This is a genomic window from Streptomyces sp. RK62 (genome assembly GCF_018070255.1).
Lineage (GTDB): Bacteria > Actinomycetota > Actinomycetes > Streptomycetales > Streptomycetaceae > Streptomyces > Streptomyces nigra.
Window position 1 is genome coordinate 19,616 of the sequence record NZ_JAGPYD010000028.1, and the last position, 21,475, is coordinate 41,090.

Below are 21,475 nucleotides of genomic sequence, written 5' to 3' on the forward strand. Positions count from 1 at the left end.
TTCCTCACAACCGGAGGCGAGAGTGAACAATTCGAGCGCCACCCGCGTAACTGCCGCGATACGACCCCTGTTTCAGCTGCTCAGCGCCTCCCGCAGCCGCTCCGGGTCGGTCGTCGGGGCGTCGCAGGTGAAGTTACGGCAGACATAGGCGGCCGGCGCCCCCTGCTGCAACGGGCGGTCGGCGAGCAGCGGGAACTCGTCACTCTCCGCAGCGCCGACGGCGACGACCGCGCCCGGCGCCGTGCCCAGAAGTGCCGTGCGGTGCAGGGTCTTCGTCGCCTCGTCGGACAGCGACGGACCGACGACGGCGACCTCGCGCGGCCCGTCGAGCAGCGCCTCCGCCACCGCGAGCCCCCACCCGATGAACCGCGGCACCCGCGGACCGAGCGCCTTCACCACGCCCAACGCCCGCTCCGCGGCCCGGCGATGGGGCTCGGACCCGGTGTGCGCCGCGTACCCGAGCAGCGCCCCGGCCGCCGCGCTCCACCCGGACGGCACCGCGTTGTCCGTCGGGTCCTGGGGCCGCCGGATCAGCCGCTCGGCGTCCGCCGCCGTGTCGTACAGCGCGCCCGACTCCTCGTCCACGAACCGGGCCAGCACGTGGTCCAGCAGGAACCCGGCGAAGTCCAGCCAGACCCCCTCGCCGGTGACGGACGCCAGCGCCAGGAAGCCCTCGGCGACATCGCCGTAGTCCTCCAGCACGCCCGCGTTGGCTCCCGCCCTGCCGTCCTTGCTGGTCCGGGTCAGCCGCGCCTGGTCGTCGAAGTGCACGCGCACCAGCAGATCGGCGGCACCGACCGCGGCCTCCACCAGGTCCGGGCGGTCGAAGTAGGCGCCCGTCTCGGCCAGCGCGGCGATCGCGAGGCCGTTCCACGCGGCGACGACCTTGTCGTCCCGGCCCGGCGCGGGCCGGGACGCCCGCCGCTCCAGCAGCCTCTGACGCACCGACGCGATCCGCCCGGCCTCGAACACCTCGTCGCGCTGCGGGAGTTGCAGCACCGAGGCGCCCTCCTCGAAGGTGCCCTCCTCGGTCACCCCGAAGTACCGCGCGGCGAGTTCGGCGTCGTCGTCCCCGAGCGCCTCGCGCAACTGCCCGGGCGTCCACACGTAGTACGCGCCCTCGACGTGCCGGCCGGTCCCGTCGTCGCTGTCGGCGTCGAGCGCGGAGGCGAACCCGCCCTGTTCCGTGCGCAGTTCGCGCACCATGAAGTCGGCGGTCTCCAGTGCCACCCGCCGCGCGAGGTCCGACCCGGTGGCCCGCCACAGGTGCGCGTAGACCCGGCACAGCAGGGCGTTGTCATAGAGCATCTTCTCGAAGTGCGGGACCACCCAGTCCCGGTCCACCGAGTAGCGCGCGAACCCGCCGCCGAGTTGGTCGTAGATGCCGCCCCGGGCCATCCGCTCACCGGTGTCCTGCGCCATCTGCAGCGCGCCCTCGGCGCCGGTGCGCGCGTGGTGGCGCAGCAGGAACTCGATCACCATGGACGGCGGGAACTTGGGCGCGCCGCCGAATCCGCCGCGCTGGGGGTCGTACTCCCGGGTGAGGCCGAGCAGGGCCTGTGCCAGTTCCTGTTCGCCGGGGGCCTCGGTGCCGCCGTAGGAGATGTCCCGTCCGGCCAGATCGCGGACGATCTTCCCGGCGACCTCGGCGACCTCGTCGCGCCGGTCCGTCCAGGCGCTGCGGACGCCTTCCAGCACCTGCCGGAAGGACGGCATCCCGTGCCGGGGCGCGGGCGGGAAGTACGTGCCGAAGTAGAAGGGCTCGGCCTCGGGGGTGAGGAACACCGTCATGGGCCAGCCGCCCTGGCCGGTGGCCGCCTGCACGGCCTCCATGTAGACGGCGTCGACGTCGGGGCGCTCCTCGCGGTCCACCTTGACGTTGACGAAGTGGGCGTTGAGGAAGTCGGCCGTCGCCTCGTCCTCGAAGGACTCGTGCGCCATGACGTGGCACCAGTGGCAGCTGCTGTATCCGACGCTCAGCAGGACCGGGCGGTCGCTTCTGCGGGCCTCCTCGAAGGCCTCTTCCGACCAGGGCCACCAGTCCACCGGGTTGTCGGCGTGCTGGAGCAGGTAGGGGGACGTCTCGTGGGCCAGTCGGTTCGGCATGTCCCCATCCTGCCCCACCTCCCCCGGCCGGTCCCGGGACGGTCCGCGCGTCCGCCTGTCGCCGCGCGGCTCGGGCATCCGTCCGGCCGTCGTACGGGCGCTCGGGCGATCGCAGGTCGTCGCGGGTGCGGTGATCGGCGCCCTCTCGCGCTCGCTGCGGTGGCGAAGGACACTCGTAGGCGCTGGAGTTGCCGCCGGAGGGGGACATGCCATGCGGGACAGTCACCGGGCAGAGGCGGAGCGGCTGCTGGGCCGGGCCGTGGAGGAGGAGGTCCGGCGTTCGGGCGGGCGGGTGGACGGGCGGGTGCTGTCCGCGCGGGCCCGCGCTTCGCTGGACGCCCTGGCGCAGACGGCGGCCGAGGAGTACGAGGCGTACGCCCGGGCGCTGGACGAGTCGGAGGCCGGGCGGCTCACGTTCGGCCGCCGGTTCGCGCAGGAGGGCGGGGTCACGCCGCTGATGGTGGCCGGGGTCGCGGCGCTCGCGGCGACCGTGTCGGATCTGGCGCTCGGCACCGGGGCGGGCACCGCGCTCGGCGTGGGCGCGACGGTCGGCGTGATCGGCGCGGCGGCAGCGGTGGCGAAGGTGGCGGGCGCCCATCTGCCCGCGGCGCATCACCGGGCCGGGGCGGCGGGGCAGCCGGGCGGGCCCGAGCAGTTGCGTCTGCAGTGGCTGACGGCGCTGGAGGTGCGGGGCATCCGTCCGTTCCTGGACCAGCAGCGGGTGCTGGGCGCGGCCGGTGGGCCTCCGCCCCGGCTGAAGGGGGCGGACAAGAGCGCGGCGGCGCGCGGGCGCGGGGTGCTGGCGCAGTCGTTCGGGCACCTGCCGGACCCGGCGGAGCCGTTCGCGGGCCGGCGGCGGGAGCTGGCCGGTATCCGGCAGTGGGTGCAGGCGGGCCGGGCGAGCACGGAGACCCGGCCGACGGTGGTCGTGCTGCACGGGCCGCCGGGCAGCGGCCGTACCGCGCTGGCGGTGCGGGCGGCCCATGAGCTGAAGGACCAGTTCCGGGGGGCGTGCGTGGTGGATCTGCGCGGGGACAGCCCGGAGGAGCCGCCGCTGACCACCCGGGAGGCGCTGCTGCATCTGCTGAACCGGCTGGGCGCCCCGCGTGAGCAGCTGCTGTTCCGGGAGCGCGCGTCGGCCGGGCAGCAGGTCAAGCGGCTGGGCGAGCTGTACCACCGGCATCTGGCCGGGGTGCCGGTCACGGTGATCCTGGACGACGCCCGGGACGCGGAGCAGGTCGCCGCGCTGGTGCCGGAGCGGTCCGACAGCCTGGTCCTGGTGACGGCCCGGGAGCCGCTGGAGCTGCCGGCCGGTCTTGCGGCGCGGGTGCACCGGCTGCCGGTGGAGCCGCTGGACGCGGCCGGTTCCGAGGAGCTGCTGGCGGCGGCCGCGCGGGACGCCTCGGGACCGTACGACGCGCAGGCCGCGGACCGGATCCATGAGCTGTGCGGCGGGCTGCCGCTGGCGCTGCGGATCGCGGGGTCGTCGCTGGGTCCGAGATCGCCGCGCGCGCTGGCGGCCGACCTGGGGGCGTACGGGCCGGTGGGGCCGGGTGAGCGGGTGCTGTGGCTGCGGTACACCGACCAGGGCGAGACGGGCCGGCGGCTGCTGCGCCGGCTGGCGCTGGCGGGCCGCGCCTCGCTGGGGGCGGCCGCCGCGGCGGCGCTGCTGGCCACGGACCGGGCGGAGGCGGGCCGGCTCCTCGCGGGCCTGGCGGACGCCGGTCTGATCGACCATGTGCGCGGCGACCGTTACCGGCTGCACGACGTGGTGCGGGCCTTCGCCCACGCCCGGCTCCTGGACGAGGAGGACCCGGCGGAGCGTACGGCGGCGCAGGAGCGGCTGATCACGAGCTACGCCGATCTGGCGGACTCGGTGCTGCGGCTGGTCGACGGCAACATGTCGACCCGCTCGGACCGGTTCAGCCCGCACGGTTTCGCCTCGCCGGACGAGGCGCTGCGGTGGCTGGACGAGGAGTCGAGCTTCATCACGGCGGCGCTGCGGCACGCGGAGGGCGTCGACCAGGGACCGGTGCTGAATCTGCTGGGTGCGCTGTGCGACTACTGCCTGCTGCGCGGCGACCTGTACCGCCTCGGTGAGATCAGCGAGCTGGCGCAGGCCGTGGACCAGGGGCTGCTGGTGCGTTCGGTGCAGTGGCGCACGGGGATCGCGGCCCGGCAGCTGGGCGAGCTGGACAAGGCGCGGGCGACCCTGGCGTCGGTGGTGGACCTCTACCGGGAGGCGCATCACGACGCGGGCGCGGCGCGCGCCCTGTGCTCGCTGGGGATCACGCTGCACCACCAGGGCAATCTCGCGGAGGCGGCGGCGCGGCTGCGGGAGGCGCTGGATCTGCAGGCGGCGCCCGCGCTGGCGACGGACCGGGCGTGGACGATGCACGCGCTGGCGGCCGTGGAACGGGACCGGGGCCGGGTCGCGGAGTCCCGGGCGCTGCTGTCGGAGTCGCTGGCGCTGCACCGGGCCGGTGAGTCCCTGCACGGGGAGGCGTGGGCGCACTTCCAGCTGGGTCAGCTGGAGCTGCGGGGCGGGGACGTGCCGCGGGCGGAGGCGGATCTGCGGGCGGCTCTCGAGCTGTACGGGCGGACGCGGGACGCGCGCGGCGAGGCGTGGGCGCTGACGCAGCTGGCGCGGGCGCGGCTGGTGGCCGGTGACCCGGCGGCCGCGGTGGAGGGGCTGCGGCAGGCGGCGGCCCGGCACCGCGACAACGAGGACGCGCGCGGCGAGGCGTGGTCGGTGTACTACCTGGGGCAGGCCCTGGAGGAGACCGGCGATCTGGACCGGGCGGTGCGGGAGCTGGAGCGGTCGCGCACGATGTTCTCCCGGATGCGGGACGTGTACGGGCTGGCGTGCGCCCGGCACCACTCGGCGCGGGTGACCCGCGACCAGCGGGCGGTGCAGACGGGCTCGCTGCGCAACTCCGGCTTCGCCCGGCAGCTCCTGGTCGACGCGCGCGCCGACTTCCAGCGCATCGGTGTCGCGCACGGCGAGGCGTGGACGTGTCTGGAGCTGGCCGTGGTGGACGGCGGGAACGCCCGGACCGGGCAGGCGCTGGACCTGTGCGACGAGGCGGTGACGCTGTTCGCGTCCTACGGGGATCTGCGCGGGGAGGACTGGGCGCGCTTCCTGCGCTGCACGCTGCTGCCGTACGCGGCCCCGGGCGGCGTGGAGGTGGGTACGGCGGTGGCGCTGGAGGAGCTGGCGCAGCTCGCGCGGGCGGGGCATCCGCTGCGGGACGGCCGGCTGGCGGAGTGCCTGGAGGCGTACCGCCTGCTGCTGGAGCGGGGGGTGGAGCTGGAGGCGGGATGGCAGGCATGGCGGCTCGGCATGGTGCCGAACCGCCCCGCGCGGGAGGTGATGGGCGTCGCTCCGGCGGCCCCGCGCTGACGGGGCCGCCGGGGTGGTCGCGTCAGCCCTGCTTGCGCCCGTCCGCGCCCGTCGTCGCCCCGTCGGCGGCGTCGGCCTCCGGGTCGGGGGCCTCCGTGAACTCGACCCGGCCCATGTGCCGGTTCATCGACTTCATCAGGGCCCACACCGCCAGGGCCATCACCGCGAAGACGATGAAACCGAGGACGCCGGGAGTGACCTTGTCCTCGTCCACCTCCTTGGCGAGGGTGGCGAGGTGGGTCATTGCCAGGCTTGCGCTTGCGCTCATGTCAGGCATTGTCCCGGATGCCCGCGAAGAGGTCGTCCTCGGGGAGGGAGGTGGCGACGAGCGACTTCGCCAGCTCATACTCCTCGGTCGGCCAGACCTCCTTCTGGAGCTCCAGCGGGACGCGGAACCAGCCGCCGTCGGGGTCGATCTGGGTGGCGTGGGCGATCAGCGCCTTGTCGCGGATCTCATAGAACTCCGCGCACGGGACGTGCGTGGTGAGGGTCCGCTCGGTGCGCTCGAACTCGTCCCAGCGCTTGAGCCAGTCCCCGTACGGCGACTCCAGGCCGCGGTCGAGCATGGCCTGGTGCAGGGCCTCGGTGCGGGGGCGGTTGAAGCCCTGGTTGTAGTAGAGCTTCAGCGGCTGGTACGCGGGGCCGAACTCGGCCTCCGGGTACTTCTCGGTGTCGGCCGCGCCTTCGAAGGCCACCATCGAGATCTTGTGGGTCATGATGTGGTCGGGGTGCGGGTAGCCGCCGTTCTCGTCGTAGGTGGTGATCACCTGCGGGCGGAACGAGCGGATCTGCTTCACCAGCTCACCGGCCGCCTTGTCGACGTCCTCCAGGGCGAAGCAGCCCTCGGGGAGCGGGGGCAGCGGGTCGCCCTCGGGCAGGCCGGAGTCGACGAAGCCGAGCCACTCCTGCTTGACGCCGAGGATCTGGCGGGCCTCGTCCATCTCCTTCTTGCGCACCTCGTGGATGTGCTCCTCGATGTACGGGTCGCCCTGGAGCTTCGGGTTGAGGATGGAGCCGCGCTCCCCGCCCGTGCAGGTCACGACCAGCACGTCCACCCCCTCGGACACGTACTTCGCCATGGTGGCCGCGCCCTTGCTCGACTCGTCGTCGGGGTGGGCGTGGACGGCCATCAGTCGCAGCTGGTCAGTCAAGACTCAATCCTCGTAGTCGGCGCCCCGGCGTGCCCCGGTGCGATCGGCGGCTTCTATAGTGACCGAATCGGGGGGCGGATAATTCCGGGGTACGGCCCGGAGGCCCTGTTTCGGGACATCCGTTCCGCTCCGGCCGGGAGGACGATCATGAGTACGGTGAGCACGCGACCGCCCGAGGGCCGTTACGGCCGTTCCTCGGACGCGCGCGCCGACCGCACCCTCAAGGCCGTCGGCGGGGTGCTCGGGGTGCTGCTGCTGGCGCTGGTCGGTTACTTCGGCTACCACTACGTCGGCCAGAACAAGATCAGCGCCGAGGTGATCGAGTTCGACGCCGTCGAGGACGCGGTGCACGTGCATCTGGAGGTCCGCAAGGACGCCGGCGCCACCGGCTACTGCACGGTGCGCTCGCAGTCCGAGAGCGGCGCCGAGGTGGGCCGGGCGGACTTCCGGTTCGACGGTGACGAGACCCGCATCGACAAGGTCGTCACGCTCCGTACGACGGCCCGGGGGACGACGGCCGAGCTGCTCGGCTGCCACGCCGGCTGACCGCCCCGGTACACCGGCGCGAAGATGCTCGACACCGACCGTATTCACCCGGAATAGGTCAGGTCTGACCTGCGGTGATGTAATTCCTGTGGCTTATGTCCTCCCCCTGCGGGCATCCAATTGTTAGGCTCGTGGTTTCGCCCATCCGTGAAGGAACATTCTTCTGGGTAGGGCGATGCTTTGTATTCCCAGTACCGACGAGGAGCACCTGTGACCCAGACCAGCGAGAACGTCACCTGGCTGACCCAGGAGGCGTACAACCAGCTCAAGGCCGAGCTGGAGTACCTGTCTGGTCCTGCGCGCACGGAGATCGCAGCCAAGATCGCGGCCGCGCGCGAGGAGGGGGACCTGCGCGAGAACGGCGGGTACCACGCCGCCAAGGAGGAGCAGGGCAAGCAGGAGCTCCGCGTGCGCCAGCTGACCCAGCTCCTGGAGAACGCGAAGGTCGGTGAGGCCCCGGCGTCGGCGGACGGCGCGGTGGCGCCCGGGATGGTCGTGACGATCGCCTTCGACGGCGACGAGGACGACACGATGACCTTCCTGCTGGCCTCCCGCGAGTACGCGAGCTCGGACATCGAGACGTACTCCCCGCAGTCCCCGCTGGGCTCCGGCGTGATCGGCCACAAGGTCGGCGAGGACGCGGAGTACGAGCTGCCCAACGGCAAGAAGGCGTCCGTACGGATCCTCAAGGCCGAGCCCTACAGCGGCTGACCCGGCCCCTTCACCTCCACAGGAGCCCCCGGCGCCCATCGGCACCGGGGGCTCCGCCGTGTCCGGGGCGCTGCCCCGGGCCCGGTCACGCCGTCGCGGAGCGGTACTTGCGCACGGCCAGCGTGCGGAAGAACGCGATGATCAGCACGGACCAGATCAGCGAGGCCCACACCGGGTGCTGCATGGGCCAGGCGTCGGGAGCCTTGAAGCCCGGCGGCAGGTTGCCGAACAGCTCCCGGCAGGCCTGCACAGTGGCACTGAACGGGTTCCACTCGGCGATGTGCCGCAGGAAGGTCGGCATCTGGTTGGCGTCCACGAAGGCGTTCGAGATGAACGTCAGCGGGAACAGCCAGATCAGACCACCCGAGGTCGCCGCCTCCGGGGTGCGCACGCTCAGACCGATGAGCGCGCCGATCCACGAGAACGCGTACCCGAGGAGCAGGAGCAGACCGAAGCCGGCGAGCACCTTGCCCGCGTTCTCATGGGTGCGCCAGCCGACGATCACGGCGACGACCGCGAGGACGACGAGGGTGAGCGCGGTCTGCACCAGGTCGGCGAGGGTGCGGCCGGTCAGGACCGCGCCGCGCGCCATCGGCAGGGAGCGGAAGCGGTCGATCAGGCCCTTGTGCATGTCGTCCGCGATACCGGCGCCCGCGCCGGCGGTCGCGAAGGTGACCGTCTGGGCGAAGATGCCGGCCATCAGGAACTCGCGGTAGGCCTGGGTGGAGGTGGAGGAGCCGACCTGGATCGAGCCGCCGAACACATAGGTGAACAGCACCACGAACATGATCGGCTGGATGAGCCCGAAGATCAGCATCTCGGGGATCCGGGCCATCCGGATCAGGTTTCTGCGGGCGATGACCGCGGAATCGTTGATGGCGCTCACTTCGCCGTCTCCTCCTTGACGCTCTCGTCGGTCTCGGCTTCGGCGGCGTGGCCCGTCAGGGACAGGAAGACGTCGTCGAGGGTGGGGCGGCGCAGACCGATGTCGTCGATCTCGATGCCGCGGGCGTCGAGCTCGCGGATGACCTCGGCGAGGAGCTTGGCGCCGCCGGTCACCGGCACGGTGAGCTTGCGCATGTGGTCCTCGACGGTGGTCTCGCCCTTGCCGAAGCCGCGCAGCACCTCGGACGCGGGCTGTATGGCCTCGCGCTCGTGCACGACGACCTCGACGCGCTCGCCGCCGGTGCGGGCCTTGAGCTCGTCGGAGGTGCCCTTGGCGATCACCCGGCCGTGGTCGACGACGGCGATCTCGTGCGCCAGGTGGTCGGCCTCCTCCAGGTACTGGGTGGTCAGCAGCAGCGTCGTACCGCCGGAGACCAGGCGCTTGATGACCTCCCAGAGCAGCTGGCGGTTGCGCGGGTCGAGGCCGGTGGTCGGCTCGTCCATGAACATCACGGGCGGGGAGACCACCAGGGCGGCCGCGAGGTCGAGCCGGCGGCGCATACCGCCCGAGTACGTCTTGGCGGTGCGGTCGGCGGCGTCGGCGAGGTCGAACTGCTCCAGCAGCTCGTTCGCGCGGGCCTTCGCCGCCTGCGCCTTCATCTGGTAGAGCTGGCCGACCATCTGGAGGTTCTCCCGGCCGGTCAGGTACTCGTCGACCGCCGCGAACTGGCCGGACAGGCCGATGGAGCGGCGTACGGCGTCGGGCTGCCGCAGGACGTCGAGGCCGGCGACGACCGCCTTGCCGCTGTCGGGGCGCAGCAGGGTCGTCAGACAGCGGACCGTCGTCGTCTTGCCCGCGCCGTTCGGCCCGAGCAGACCGAGGACCGTGCCCTCGGGGACGTCGAGGTCGACGCCGTCCAGAGCCCTTACGTCACCGAAGGTTTTCACCAGGCCTTCGGCATGGATCGCGCCTGGCATATGGATCTCCACGTCGTCGGGGAAGCTTCGCAGAAGCCTAGGTTTGCACTTTTCATGCCGCACGATGGCGGAATTACGGGACACACCATAACGCGATGTATCGCGTCTCTCAATGGAGTTTCCCGAACGAGTGACCTGGGAGAACCGGAGGGCGTCCGACCGGTGCCGGACCGCCGGTGGCCGGCGATCGGTGGCCGGTGGCAGGTGGCAGGTGACCGACGGCGGCTCAGCCGATGACGGTGTAGCCCGCCGCCCGCAGCGCCTCGCCGACCTCGGCGCAGTGCTCGCGCCCCTTGGTCTCCAGGTGCAGCTCGACCTCCGCCTCCGTGAGCCCGAGCCGAGGATCGGTCCGGACATGGCTCACGTCGAGGACGTTAGCGTCCACCACTGACAACGCCCCGAGCAGCGAGGCGAGCGCCCCCGGCCGGTCGGTGAGCCGCAGCCGCACGGCCAGGTAGCGGCCCTGCGCGGCCATGCCGTGCCGCAGGACCCGCTGGAGCAGCACCGGGTCGACGTTGCCGCCGGACAGCACGGCGACGACGGGGCCCTCGAAGGAGCCCGGGTCGCTCAGCAGCGCGGCGACCGGGCTCGCCCCGGCCGGCTCCACGACCAGCTTGGCCCGCTCCAGGCACAGCAGCAGGGCCGCGGCCAGCTCGTCCTCGGTGACCGTGCGGACCTCGTCCACCAGGTCGCCGATGATCCGGAACGGCACATCGCCGGGCCGGCCCACCTTGATGCCGTCCGCCATCGTCGCCGGATGCTCGACCGCGACCGGGCGCCCGGCCGCCAGCGAGGGCGGGTACGCCGCCGCGCCCTCCGCCTGCACGCCCACGATCCGCACGTCCGGGCGGAGCGTCTTCACCGCCATCGCGATCCCGGCCGCGAGCCCTCCCCCGCCGATGCCGACGACGACGGTGCGCACCTCCGGGCACTGCTCCAGGATCTCCAGGCCGACCGTGCCCTGCCCGGCGATGATGTCGGGGTGGTCGAAGGGGTGGATGAACACCGCGCCGGTCTCGGCCGCGTACTCCTGCGCGGCGGCCAGCGTCTCGTCGACCACCTGGCCGTGCAGGCGCACCTCGGCGCCGTAGTCACGGGTGGCGCTGATCTTGGGCAGCGGGGCACCCTTCGGCATGAACACCGTGGAGCGCACGCCGAGGAGCGAGGACGCGAGGGCGACGCCCTGCGCGTGGTTGCCGGCGCTCGCGGCCACGACCCCGGCGGCCCGCTCCTCGGGGAGCAGCCCGGCGATCCGGACGTAGGCGCCGCGCAGCTTGAACGATCCGGTCCGCTGGAGGTTCTCGCACTTGAGGTGCACCGGGGCGCCGACCAGCTGCGACAGATGCCTGCTGCCCTCCATCGCGGTCACCCGGGCCACACCGCTCAGCATCTTCTGGGCGCCGCGCACGTCGTCGAGGGTGACCGGGGGCAGCGCGGCGGGCGTGCGGTGGTTCATGTCCTCAGTCTCCCAGTTCACAGGCGCTACTTTGCGGTGTGACCAAGCAGCGAGACGGGATTGCGCAGCGTCGGTACACCCCGCGTCCCGGCCGCGTACCCTGTCCCCCAACCCAGCACCCCTTCATGAAGTGAGCCTCCGGCCATGCCCACAACACCTGACATGTCGATGGACATGACGACCGTCGCTGACAGCGGTCTCCTCGACACGCTGCAGCACGAGGTGGCGGTGTTCGCCCGCCGTGCCGAACAGACCCGCCTCGGTGGGGTCGGCCAGGTGCGCAACTCCATGGACCGCGCCGCGTACCTGCTGCTCAACCGCCTGGACAAAGAGGGCCCCATGGGCGTCAAGGCGCTCGCGGCGAGCATGGGGATCGACTCCTCGACGGTCACCCGGCAGGTCGCCCCGCTGGTCGACACGGGTCTCGTCAAGCGCACCTCGCACCCGGAGGACGGCCGCGCGGTCGTGCTGCAGCTGTCCCCGCGCGGGCAGTCCCGGCTGGAGGAAGTGCGGGCCTCGCGCCGTCAGTTGATGGCCGAACTGACGCACGACTGGGCGCCGGAGGAGCGCGAGGCGTTCTGCTCGCTGCTCACCCGCTTCAACGTCGCGCTGTCGGCGCGGATGGCCCAGACGGGCACCACCGGCCCCGAGGCGCCGGCCGCGTCCTGACGGGGAGCCCCGACGGGGCCCACACGCGCGCGGGTGCCGCCGGGAGGACGGGTCCCGGCTCTTGACCACCGGGCCGCCGCGGGCTTCCCATGAGACCGGGCCCTGATGGCGCACGGCCGACGTCCCGTGCGGCCCGCGGGGCCGGTCCTCGGCACGCGGTCAGGCGGGAGGGGCGGTGGGACGACGACACACGGTCCGCGACACCCGCCGCGGCCAGGAGTTCCAGGCGTTCGTCGCGGGCGCGGCCGGACGGCTGCTGCACACCGCGACCCTGCTCACCGGCGAGTCCCGGGACGACAATCCACGCGCGCGTCGTCTGCTGACGCTTTCGCTCGCGCACACGTACGCGTGCTGGGATCGGCTGCGCGGCGAGGACCCGTACGGCGTCGCCCGCCAGGAGCTGGCCACCCGGTTCGCGCGCTCGGTCTGGCACCGCTACGGCGGTCCCGGCGCGCTGGGCCGCAGCCGCCCCCATCCGGACAGCCCGCTCGCCCGGCTCACCCCGAGGGAACGCCTGGTGCTGGTGCTGCGGCTGTACGAGGGGGTCGCCGAGGAGCAGACGGCGGCGCTGCTCGGACTGCCCAGGGAGCGGATCGAGGCGATCTGCTCGCGCGCGACGGAGACGCTGCTGCAGCGGCCGCGCGAGACCGCGCCCCGGGTGCTGGGGGCCAAGGCGGTGGCGCGGTGAACCGCGTCCGGCGGGAGACGGCCGCGCGCCGGCTCATGGAGGCCGCGCCGCCTCCGCCGGTGCCGCCCGAGCTGTACCCGGAGATCGTCCGGCGCGGCGAGCGGCTGCTGCGGCTGCACCGGGCGGCCGTCCTGCTGATGTGGGTGCTGCTGGGCGCGGCGGCGGTGGCGTTCACGGTGTGGGCGATCACCGCCCAGCCCTGGGTGGAGCCGCCGTCGGAGACGACTCCACCGCTCACGGGCTGGTGACACCGGCGTACGGCCGCCTCAGCGGTCGAGCGCCTGCTTCAGGTCCTCGACCAGGTCCTCGGCGTTCTCGATACCCACCGAGAGACGGACCAGGTCGGCCGGGACCTCCAGGGCCGAACCGGCGACGGACGCGTGCGTCATCCGGCCGGGATGCTCGATCAGGGACTCGACGCCGCCGAGGGACTCGCCCAGCGTGAACACCTGCGCGCGGTTGCAGACCTCGACGGCCGCCTCCTCGCCGCCCTCCACACGGAAGGAGATCATGCCGCCGAAGGCGCGCATCTGCTTGGCGGCGACCTCGTGACCGGGGTGCTCGGGCAGCCCCGGGTACAGGACGCTCGTCACGCGCGGGTGCCGGGTGAGCATGTCGGCGATCTTCGTGGCGTTCTCGCTGTGCCGGTCCATGCGCACCGACAGCGTCTTGGTGCCGCGCAGCACCAGCCAGGAGTCGAAGGGGCCGGCGACCGCGCCCATCGCGTTCTGGTGGAACGCCAGCTCCTCGCCCAGTTCGGCGTCGGCCGCGATCAGCGCGCCGCCGACCACGTCGGAGTGGCCGCCCATGTACTTCGTCAGGGAGTGCACGACGACGTCCGCGCCGAGGGACAGCGGCTGCTGGAGGTACGGCGTGGCGAAGGTGTTGTCGACGACGAGCCGAGCGCCCGCGTCCCGCGCCACCTGGGCGACGGCCGCGATGTCGGTGATGCCGAGCAGCGGGTTGGAGGGGGTCTCCACCCAGATCACCTTGGTCTTCGGGGTGATCGCGGCCCGTACGGCGGCCGGGTCGGAGGTGTCGGCCACCGACCACTCCACGCCCCAGCGGGCGACGACCTTCGCGAACAGCCGGAACGTGCCGCCGTAGGCGTCGTTGGGGATCACCACGTGGTCGCCGGGCGCGAGCAGCGTGCGCAACAGGCAGTCCTCGGCCGCCAGTCCGGACGCGAACGCGAGGCCGCGGCGGCCGCCCTCCAGGGCGGCGAGGTTCTCCTCGAGGGCGGTGCGGGTCGGGTTGGCGCTGCGGCTGTACTCGTAGCCGCCGCGCAGGCCGCCCACGCCGTCCTGCTTGTAGGTCGAGACCTGGTAGATCGGCGGGACGACCGCGCCGGTGAGGGGATCGGCGGTGTTGCCCGCGTGGATCGCGAGGGTCTCGAAGTGCTGACTGATGTGCCTGTCGCTCATGGGGACCGAGGGTAGTGCGCCCGCGCCCGGTATGCCGTACGGGCCGAGCGCGGCGGGGCCCCGGCCGCCCTTCCGCCGCCCGTCCGGAGCCCTTCCGCCCCCTGTTCGCCGCGCTCCGACGGACCGTTTCTCCACAGGTCCCCGACCTCGTTGGCCAAGTGTCGGCGGCGTCTGGAACGCTGGAGGCATGGAGATTCTCTGGGTCCTGATCGCCGCCGCCATGCTCGGCTTCGTGCTCGTGCCGTTCATGCGGCGCAGGAGGGGCATGATCGAGCAGGTCTCGCCGGGCCACCCGGACGCCGCGGACCCGGCGAACTACGGCTTCGTCCGCCAGGAGGAGCTGGACATCCGGATGCCCGGCCCCGACCAGGATCTGCTGGACGTCCTCGACCTGGTGCAGCGCACCCAGGACTACCGGGCGGCCGCGCAGCTGCTGGCCGGCACGGAGGCCGAGGGCGAGCGCCGCTGGCAGCGGGTGCAGGCGTTCGCGGGCGCGGCGGCGCTGGAGCTGCAGCAGCGGCCGGGCGGGGTGAGCGAGTCGCCGGGCGGGCAGTGGCTGCGGGTGTGGCGCAGCGAGCAGCCCAAGGACGCGGGCGGCGCGGCCGTGCACGCGGAGTTCCTGGTGCAGCAGGCGTGGCGTACGGCGACGCCGGGCACCGAGGAGTTCCGGATCATCATGGAGGAGGCGAAGGCGGCGTGCGGTGAGGCGGCGCTGCTCGCCCCCGGTGACCCGGTCCCCTACATCGTGGAGCTGTCCGTCGCGCGCGGGCTGGCCTACTCGCGGCCCGAGTTCGAGCAGCTCTGGCTGAAGATCCTGGACCGCGCGCCGGCCCACATGGGCGCGCATCTGGCGGCCCTGCCCTACTGGTGCGAGAAGTGGCACGGCTCGCGGCAGCTGGCGTACGAGTTCGCGGAGGCGGCGGCCGCCCGGGCGCCCCGTGGTTCGCTGCTGGCCGCGATGCCGCTCTTCGCCGTGTTCGAGCACTTGCCCGAGGTGACGCTGGTCGCCGGGTTCTGGCAGAGCGAGGTCGTCACCAAGGCGGTCCATGGCGCGCTGTTCGCGGTGGGCGCGGCCCGGCCCGACGACCCGATGCTGGCGCACGTGCGCCATCTGCTGGTGTTCTTCCTGGTCCGCGGGGAGCGCTGGGCGGAGGCCATGGACCAGCTGGTGCATGTCGACGGGCATGTCGGCGCCCTGCCGTGGACGCTGTCGGCCGACCCGGCGGCGGAGTTCGCGGTGTTCCGCGCGCTGGCCGTGGCGGGCTACGAGGCGAACGGCGGCAGCCCGGCGACGCTGCCCCACTGACACACGGCGGCCCCGCCGCGTACGGGACGCGGCGGGGCCGAAAGGCGTGGCGGGTCAGCTCTCCGTGCGGGCGGGCAGGCGCCAGCCCGGGCGCGGGAAGTGGCAGGTGTAGCCGTCGGGGTAGCGCTCCAGATAGTCCTGGTGCTCCGGCTCGGCCTCCCAGAAGGGGCCGACCGGCTCGACCTCGGTGACGACCTTGCCCGGCCACAGACCCGAGGCGTCCACGTCCGCGATCGTGTCCTCGGCGATCCGCTTCTGCTCGTCGTCCACGTAGTAGATCGCCGAGCGGTAGCTCATGCCGATGTCGTTGCCCTGGCGGTTCTTCGTGCTCGGGTCGTGGATCTGGAAGAAGAACTCCAGGATCGCGCGGTAGTCGGTCTGCTCGGGGTCGTAGAGGATCTCGATGGCCTCCGCGTGGGTGCCGTGGTTGCGGTAGGTCGCGTTCGGCACGTCACCCCCGGTGTATCCGACCCGGGTCGCCGTCACGCCGGGGAGCCGGCGGATCAGGTCCTGCATCCCCCAGAAACATCCGCCAGCCAGCACGGCCCTCTGCGTCTGCGCAGCCATTGCGGCCCTCCATCCTTGTCGCTTCACACACTCGGGCTTCTCGACTGGCATGTCCACCGGCATCGATGCCCACCAGCGACAACACACACGGAGCCGCCCGGATTCCGGTCCGGCCGGTTCCTCGTGTCAGCCGTGGCCCGCGGTGTGGAGCCGGGCCGCCTGACGGGTCAGATGGTCGCGTTCCGCCAGGTTGGGCGCCCGGAAGGCGGCCTCCGTGTAGAGGCGTGCCGCCTCCGCGAGGTCTCCGGCGCGTTCGTGCAGGTAGGCGGCGACGGCGGTGTACCGGGGCAGTGCGGGGTCGAGGTCGGCGAGGGCGGCCAGTCCGGCGCGCGGTCCGTCGGCCTCGCCGACCGCGACGGCCCGGTTGAGGCGGGCGACGGGGCTGTCGGTCAGGCCGACCAGTTCGTCGTACCACTCGACGATCTGCACCCAGTCGGTCTCCGCGGCGGTGAGCGCGTCGGCGTGCAGCGCGGCGATGGCCGCCTGCGCCTGGAACTCGCCGAGCCGGTCGCGGGCGAGGGCCGTCTGCAGGATGCCGATGCCCTCAGCGATCGACCGGGTGTCCCAGCGGGAGCGGTCCTGCTCGGCGAGCGGCACCAGGCTGCCGTCGGGCGCGGTCCGGGCGTCGCGCCGCGCGTGGTGCAGCAGCATCAGCGCGAGCAGCCCGGCGACCTCGGGGTGGTCGATGACCGCCGCGAGCTGCCGGGTGAGCCGGATCGCCTCGGCGGCGAGATCGACGTCGCCGGAGTAGCCCTCGTTGAAGACGAGGTAGAGCACGCGCAGCACGGTGGCGACATCGCCGGGCCGGTCGAACCGGACACCGGACACCGTGCGCTTGGCCCGGCTGATGCGCTGCGCCATGGTCGCCTCGGGGACCAGATAGGCCTGGGCGATCTGGCGTGTGGTGAGCCCGCCGACGGCGCGCAGGGTGAGCGCGACCGCGGAGGACGGGGTCAGCGACGGGTGCGCGCACAGGAAGTACAGCCAGAGGGTGTCGTCGGCGGACGGCACGGGCCCCGGAGCCGGCTCCTCGTCCGCCCGGTCCTCGCGCCGGCGGCGCGCGGTGTCGGCGCGGGCCGCGTCGAGGAACCGGCGCCAGGCCACGGTGACCAGCCAGCCCTTGGGATCCTTCGGCGGGTCGGCGGACCAGACCCGGACCGCCTCGACCAGCGCGTCCTGCACGGCGTCCTCGGCCGCCGCGAAGTCGGCTCCGCGGCGGACGAGGACGGCGAGGACGCGCGGGGTGAGGCTTCTGAGCAGGGCCTCGTCCAGCGACGGGGGCATCGGCGCGGTCACTCCGTGATGGTGGGCGCCGCGTGCAGGAACGGGCGCAGCTCCAGCCACTCGTGGATCGGCTTCCCGCCCGCGCCGGGGGCCGCGGACAGCTCACCGGCGAGTTCGACGGCACGGTCGTAGCTGTCGACGTCGATGATCATCCAGCCGGCGATGAGGTCCTTGGTCTCCGCGAACGGCCCGTCGGTGACCGGCGGGCGGCCCTCGCCGTCGTAGCGGACCCAGGTGCCCTCGGGTGCCAGCGCCTGCCCGTCGACGAACTCGCCGGTCTTCTCCAGCCGGGCGGCGAAGTCCGCCATGTACTGGATGTGCTCGGAGACCTCCTCGGGGGTCCACCGGTCCATCGGCACGTTGTTCACCGCGTCGGGGGCGCCGCGGTAGTGCTTGAGAAGCAGGTACTTCGCCATGACGGTCTCCTCGGTACGACACGAACCATTGTGGTCGCGTTCATACCGGGGACGGAGCCGGCCTGGCGTTTTCGACATCCCGCGCGAGATTTCCCAAAGATTTTTTCCCGGGGTTCGTCAGGCGGTTCTCAGGGGCGGACTTTGTTCGAAAATGTCTGCGATTGCGGCCGGGTCGCGCCTACGCTCACCCCATGTCCCTTCACCGAGCGTTACGCATGTTCCTGGTCCTCGTCGTCACCCTGACCGGCGCACTGGCGGCCGGCACGGTCACCGCTACGGCCGACGACAACTCCCGGCACGACGGACAGCTGCTCTTCTACAACCACGCCTACGGTGTGCTCGACCGCGAGACCGCCGACGCCATCGAACACTCCGCCTATCTGCGCGAGTTCGGGAACTTCCAGGTCCGTACGACGACCGGGGCGGGCGGTCAGGTCTGGACGGGCCGGTATCTGATGGGCCGCGAGACGTATCTCGAACTGTTCGGCGTGGGCGACCTGCCCGGCCCGGACGGTGTCCTGGGCGCGGGCGGCCTCGGCCTCTCCGCCGAGCGCTCCGGCGACCTGGCCCGCGCGGCCGGACGGCTGCCCGGCCTGGGCGTCCCGGAGCCGATCGAGTTCCAGCAGACCCGGGACTTCGGCGACGGCGTCCCGGTGCCGTGGTTCGACGCGGTCCTCACCACCGCCGCGTACGACGGCTTCGGCGCCTGGGGGATGGAGTACCGCCCGGAGTACTTCGCCGACCCGCGCGGCAACACCGAGCCGGCCGCGTCCCCCGGTGACGTGGGCCGGGAGCGCTACCTGCCCGACACCTACCGCGACCGTCTGATGCGGGACATCACCTCGATCCGGCTGGCGGTCACCCGGCGGGACCTCGACAGCACGGTGCCGCTGCTGCGGGCCGGCGGCTTCTCCGTCCGCTCCACACCGGACGGCGGGATCGTCGCGCGGGGCGGCGGCACGACGATCCGCTTCGACGCGGTGCCGCGCGAGGAGGCGGGCCTGCGTCAGGTGACGTTCGCGCTGAACGACGCCGTGGCGTCGAAGCACGTGGAGCGCATCGGCCGCTCGGTCCTCACCGTGGGCCCGGGCCCGCGCGCCGTGTGGACGTTCGGCCACTGAGCGGGACGGCCCGGCGGGCGGTGATCACCGGCCCGCCGGGCCGCACACGGAAGCGGGTCCCTCACAAGCTCACAGAGCCGTGCCCCGGCCCGCCCTGCTCGCGTCCGCGCCCCAGCTGGCCAGCAGCCGCAGCCCCTCCGCGGACGGGGAGCCGGGCTCCGCGTAGTACGTGGTCAGATGCTGACCCGTGCCGTCGATCAGCCCGAACGACTCGAAGTTCAGGCTCAGTTCGCCGACGAGCGGATGCCGCAGGCGCTTGACGCCGTACGTCTTCTCCTTGACGTCGTGGACGGCCCACAGGCGCCGGAACTCGGCGCTCTTGACGGAGAGTTCGCCGACCAGGGCGGACAGCCTCGGGTCGTCGGGGTGGCAGCCGGCGTCCATCCGCAGATAGCCGACCATGTCGGACGCCTTCTGGTCCCACTCCACGAACAGCTCGCGGTAGTCGGGCCGCAGGAACACCATCCGGGCCCAGTTCCGCTCCTGCGCCGGCAGCTCGCCCCAGTCGCCGAAGACGGCCGCGGACATGCTGTTCCAGGCGAGGATGTCCGAGCGGCGGCCGGTGATGTACGCGGGGACGCCGTCGATCGAGTCCAGCAGATGCCGCAGTGCCGGCCGCACCTGCTCGGTCCGGGTGGACGGCCTCCGCTTGTGCTGCTTCGGCTTGGTCAGATGCATGAGGTGCGCGTGCTCGGCGTCGCTGAGCCGCAGCGCCCGGGCGATCGCGTCGAGGACCTCGGCGGAGACATTGCGTCCGTTGCCCTGTTCCAGGCGGGTGTAGTACGCCACGGACACCCCGGCCAGCTGCGCCAGCTCCTCGCGCCGCAGCCCCGGCACCCGCCGGTGCCGCCCGAAGTCCGGCAGCCCCACGTCCTGCGGCTTCAGCCGGGCCCGCCGGGTGCGCAGGAACTCGCTCAGCTCGGCGCGCGGGTCCAGCCCCGCCCCGGCGCCGGCCCCTGACTCGGAGTGCTCGTCCATGCCTCGAGTATTCCTGGTCGTACGCAGGGGAGCCTGACCCCGCCGGTGGTAGGACCAGCGGACGTACGTACACCCGGGGGCTGGGTGATCGCGGCGGGTCCGGGCAGGCTGAAAGCCGTGCCCGGACACAGCACCGCCATTAGGCACCGGGCGCGCCGACCACTCGCTAGGAGATCCCCGGCATGACCACCGTCGCCGCGTACGCCGCACCCGCCGCCAAGGCTCCCCTGGAGCGCACCACCATCGAGCGCCGCGAGGTCGGCGCGCACGACGTCCTGATCGACATCAAGTTCGCCGGTATCTGCCACTCCGACATCCACCAGGCCCGTGAGGGCTGGGGCGAGGCGATCTTCCCCATGGTGCCCGGCCACGAGATCGCCGGCGTCGTCTCCGAGGTCGGCTCCGCCGTGACGAAGTACCGGGTCGGCGACCGGGTCGGCGTCGGCTGCATGGTCGACTCCTGCCGTGAGTGCGAGAACTGCGTGGCGGGCCTGGAGCAGTACTGCCTCGAGGGCAACACCGGCACCTACAACGCGATCGGCCGGGACGGCGAGCCCACCTACGGCGGTTACTCGGAGAAGGTCGTCGTCGACGAGAACTTCGTCGTCCGCATCCCCGACGGGCTGGCACTCGACGTCGCCGCACCCCTGCTGTGCGCCGGCATCACCACGTACTCCCCGCTGCGGCACTGGAACGCCGGCCCCGGCAAGAAGGTCGCGATCCTCGGCATGGGCGGCCTCGGCCACATGGGCGTGAAGATCGCGCACGCGCTCGGCGCCGAGGTGACGGTCCTGTCGCAGTCCCTGCGCAAGAAGGACGACGGTCTGCGGCTGGGCGCCGACCACTACTACGCCACCAGCGACGACGCCACCTTCAAGGAGCTGCGCGGCACCTTCGACCTCATCCTGTCCACGGTGTCGGCGCCGCTGGACCTGGACCGGTTCCTGTCCCTGCTGCGTACGGACGGCGCCTTCGTGAACGTCGGCGCCCCCGAGGAGCCCGTCTCCCTGAACCTGTTCTCGGTGATAGGCGGCCGCAAGACGCTCGCCGGCTCCGGCATCGGCGGCATCCGCGAGACCCAGGAGATGCTGGACTTCTGCGCGGGGCACGGCATCGGCGCCGAGATCGAGCTGATCGGCGCCGCCGAGATCAACGAGGCCTACGAGCGCGTCCTGAACAGCGACGTCCGCTACCGCTTCGTGATCGACACGGCAACGATCTGACCCCACCCGAACCGAGGGCCCCGCGGCGCGAACCCCCGCGGGGCCCTTGTCGTACCGGTCCCGGGACGGAGGACCCTGGGAGGAGGGCAGCCCCCGTCCGGCGACCGATGTGCCCGGACGGGGACGGACCCTAGCGTGGCTCGCGAGGCCCGACCCACCGTGCCCACGAGGAGGCAGCCCGATGACCGTCCGGCTCGACCACACCATCGTCGCCGCGCACGACAAGCAGGCGTCGGCCCGGTTCCTCGCCGACGTCCTCGGCCTGGAGGTGGGCCCTCGGTACGGGCCCTTCGTCCCGGTACGGATCCCGAACGGGGTGACCCTCGACTTCCTGGACTCCCCCGGCGCCGTCACCCCGCAGCACTACGCGTTCCTGGTGTCGGAGGAGGAGTTCGACGCCATCTTCGCCCGGATACGGCAGGCGGGGCTGACCTACTGGGCGGACCCGCACCACCGCCGTCCCGGGGAGATCAACCGGAACGACGGCGGGCGGGGTGTCTACTTCGAGGATCCCGTCGGCCACAGCCTGGAGATCCTGACGGTCCCCTACGGCGGCGGCTGAG

21 protein-coding genes are annotated in these 21,475 nt (G+C 72.7%); 10 read left to right on the forward strand and 11 right to left on the reverse strand.

The genetic code is table 11. From position 1 onward, the window contains the following. Window positions 1-72: 72 nt before the first annotated feature. A complete protein-coding gene (locus KBY32_RS34365; protein WP_210982830.1) occupies window positions 73-2,106 on the reverse strand; it encodes a thioredoxin domain-containing protein in 2,034 nt (677 codons plus the stop codon). Between the two features lie 211 nt (window positions 2,107-2,317). Here KBY32_RS34365 and KBY32_RS34370 point away from each other — a divergent pair, with 211 nt between their 5' ends. Continuing rightward, complete coding sequence (locus KBY32_RS34370; RefSeq protein ID WP_210982831.1) at window positions 2,318-5,509, forward strand: tetratricopeptide repeat protein; 3,192 nt, start codon at window positions 2,318-2,320, stop codon at window positions 5,507-5,509. Between the two features lie 22 nt (window positions 5,510-5,531). On the opposite strand, the gene KBY32_RS34375 is transcribed toward KBY32_RS34370, so the two are convergent. Next, a complete protein-coding gene (locus KBY32_RS34375; protein ID WP_055621743.1) occupies window positions 5,532-5,786 on the reverse strand; it encodes a hypothetical protein in 255 nt (84 codons plus the stop codon). Then, on the reverse strand, window positions 5,779-6,639 hold the full coding sequence (mca, locus tag KBY32_RS34380; protein WP_055621742.1) for a mycothiol conjugate amidase Mca: 861 nt from the start codon (window positions 6,637-6,639) through the stop codon (window positions 5,779-5,781). The genes KBY32_RS34375 and mca overlap by 8 nt, the downstream gene beginning before the upstream one ends. A gap of 168 nt (window positions 6,640-6,807) precedes the next feature. On the opposite strand from mca, the gene KBY32_RS34385 reads away from it, so the two are divergent. Together KBY32_RS34385 and greA are read left to right on the forward strand one after the other, a co-directional pair. Continuing rightward, complete coding sequence (locus tag KBY32_RS34385) at window positions 6,808-7,206, forward strand: DUF4307 domain-containing protein (protein WP_210982832.1); 399 nt, start codon at window positions 6,808-6,810, stop codon at window positions 7,204-7,206. Window positions 7,207-7,416: 210 nt separating this feature from the next. Beyond that, on the forward strand, window positions 7,417-7,917 hold the full coding sequence (gene greA / locus KBY32_RS34390; RefSeq protein ID WP_055621740.1) for a transcription elongation factor GreA: 501 nt from the start codon (window positions 7,417-7,419) through the stop codon (window positions 7,915-7,917). Window positions 7,918-8,002: 85 nt separating this feature from the next. Here greA and KBY32_RS34395 read toward each other — a convergent pair whose 3' ends face one another. The 3 genes from KBY32_RS34395 to ilvA all read right to left on the reverse strand — a co-directional run bounded on the left by KBY32_RS34395 (window position 8,003) and on the right by ilvA (window position 11,236). Continuing rightward, the gene (locus KBY32_RS34395; protein WP_234350842.1) at window positions 8,003-8,752 is read right to left on the reverse strand and encodes an ABC transporter permease; all 750 of its coding nucleotides are present in this window, start codon (window positions 8,750-8,752) and stop codon (window positions 8,003-8,005) included. Window positions 8,753-8,799: 47 nt separating this feature from the next. Then, window positions 8,800-9,780 (reverse strand): ATP-binding cassette domain-containing protein, encoded by a 981-nt coding sequence (locus tag KBY32_RS34400; protein WP_055621738.1) that lies wholly within the window; start codon window positions 9,778-9,780, stop codon window positions 8,800-8,802. A gap of 226 nt (window positions 9,781-10,006) precedes the next feature. After that, window positions 10,007-11,236: a threonine ammonia-lyase gene (gene ilvA, locus KBY32_RS34405; protein ID WP_055621737.1), complete on the reverse strand. Its 1,230-nt coding sequence runs from the start codon at window positions 11,234-11,236 to the stop codon at window positions 10,007-10,009. 162 nt (window positions 11,237-11,398) lie between these two features. On the opposite strand from ilvA, the gene KBY32_RS34410 reads away from it, so the two are divergent. From KBY32_RS34410 to KBY32_RS34420, 3 genes are all read left to right on the forward strand, one after another. After that, the gene (locus KBY32_RS34410) at window positions 11,399-11,905 is read left to right on the forward strand and encodes a MarR family winged helix-turn-helix transcriptional regulator (protein ID WP_055621736.1); all 507 of its coding nucleotides are present in this window, start codon (window positions 11,399-11,401) and stop codon (window positions 11,903-11,905) included. A 175-nt stretch (window positions 11,906-12,080) separates the two neighbouring features. Then, window positions 12,081-12,593: a sigma factor-like helix-turn-helix DNA-binding protein gene (locus KBY32_RS34415; RefSeq protein WP_210982833.1), complete on the forward strand. Its 513-nt coding sequence runs from the start codon at window positions 12,081-12,083 to the stop codon at window positions 12,591-12,593. Continuing rightward, a complete protein-coding gene (locus KBY32_RS34420; protein ID WP_055621734.1) occupies window positions 12,590-12,841 on the forward strand; it encodes a hypothetical protein in 252 nt (83 codons plus the stop codon). Before KBY32_RS34415 ends, KBY32_RS34420 begins: the two co-directional genes overlap by 4 nt. A gap of 18 nt (window positions 12,842-12,859) precedes the next feature. On the opposite strand, the gene KBY32_RS34425 is transcribed toward KBY32_RS34420, so the two are convergent. After that, a complete protein-coding gene (locus KBY32_RS34425) occupies window positions 12,860-14,017 on the reverse strand; it encodes a cystathionine gamma-synthase (protein WP_055621733.1) in 1,158 nt (385 codons plus the stop codon). 187 nt (window positions 14,018-14,204) lie between these two features. On the opposite strand from KBY32_RS34425, the gene KBY32_RS34430 reads away from it, so the two are divergent. Continuing rightward, window positions 14,205-15,323: a hypothetical protein gene (locus KBY32_RS34430; protein ID WP_210982834.1), complete on the forward strand. Its 1,119-nt coding sequence runs from the start codon at window positions 14,205-14,207 to the stop codon at window positions 15,321-15,323. A 54-nt stretch (window positions 15,324-15,377) separates the two neighbouring features. On the opposite strand, the gene msrA is transcribed toward KBY32_RS34430, so the two are convergent. The 3 genes from msrA to KBY32_RS34445 all read right to left on the reverse strand — a co-directional run bounded on the left by msrA (window position 15,378) and on the right by KBY32_RS34445 (window position 17,590). Then, window positions 15,378-15,890, reverse strand: a complete 513-nt coding sequence (gene msrA, locus KBY32_RS34435; protein WP_055621731.1) for a peptide-methionine (S)-S-oxide reductase MsrA — start codon at window positions 15,888-15,890, stop codon at window positions 15,378-15,380. Between the two features lie 126 nt (window positions 15,891-16,016). Then, window positions 16,017-17,162 carry an RNA polymerase sigma factor gene (locus KBY32_RS34440; protein ID WP_210982848.1) on the reverse strand — a complete coding sequence of 382 codons (1,146 nt, stop codon included), beginning with the start codon at window positions 17,160-17,162 and terminating at the stop codon, window positions 16,017-16,019. 20 nt (window positions 17,163-17,182) lie between these two features. Continuing rightward, window positions 17,183-17,590 carry a YciI family protein gene (locus KBY32_RS34445; RefSeq protein ID WP_210982835.1) on the reverse strand — a complete coding sequence of 136 codons (408 nt, stop codon included), beginning with the start codon at window positions 17,588-17,590 and terminating at the stop codon, window positions 17,183-17,185. Window positions 17,591-17,805: 215 nt separating this feature from the next. Between KBY32_RS34445 and KBY32_RS34450 the strand changes: the two genes are divergently transcribed. Continuing rightward, the gene (locus KBY32_RS34450; protein WP_210982849.1) at window positions 17,806-18,711 is read left to right on the forward strand and encodes a DUF5829 family protein; all 906 of its coding nucleotides are present in this window, start codon (window positions 17,806-17,808) and stop codon (window positions 18,709-18,711) included. Between the two features lie 69 nt (window positions 18,712-18,780). On the opposite strand, the gene KBY32_RS34455 is transcribed toward KBY32_RS34450, so the two are convergent. Continuing rightward, on the reverse strand, window positions 18,781-19,689 hold the full coding sequence (locus KBY32_RS34455; protein ID WP_210982836.1) for a helix-turn-helix domain-containing protein: 909 nt from the start codon (window positions 19,687-19,689) through the stop codon (window positions 18,781-18,783). 182 nt (window positions 19,690-19,871) lie between these two features. Here KBY32_RS34455 and KBY32_RS34460 point away from each other — a divergent pair, with 182 nt between their 5' ends. Continuing rightward, window positions 19,872-20,912 carry an NAD(P)-dependent alcohol dehydrogenase gene (locus KBY32_RS34460; protein WP_210982837.1) on the forward strand — a complete coding sequence of 347 codons (1,041 nt, stop codon included), beginning with the start codon at window positions 19,872-19,874 and terminating at the stop codon, window positions 20,910-20,912. Between the two features lie 181 nt (window positions 20,913-21,093). Continuing rightward, complete coding sequence (locus tag KBY32_RS34465) at window positions 21,094-21,474, forward strand: VOC family protein (protein WP_210982838.1); 381 nt, start codon at window positions 21,094-21,096, stop codon at window positions 21,472-21,474. The last annotated feature ends 1 nt before the right edge of the window (window position 21,475 follow it).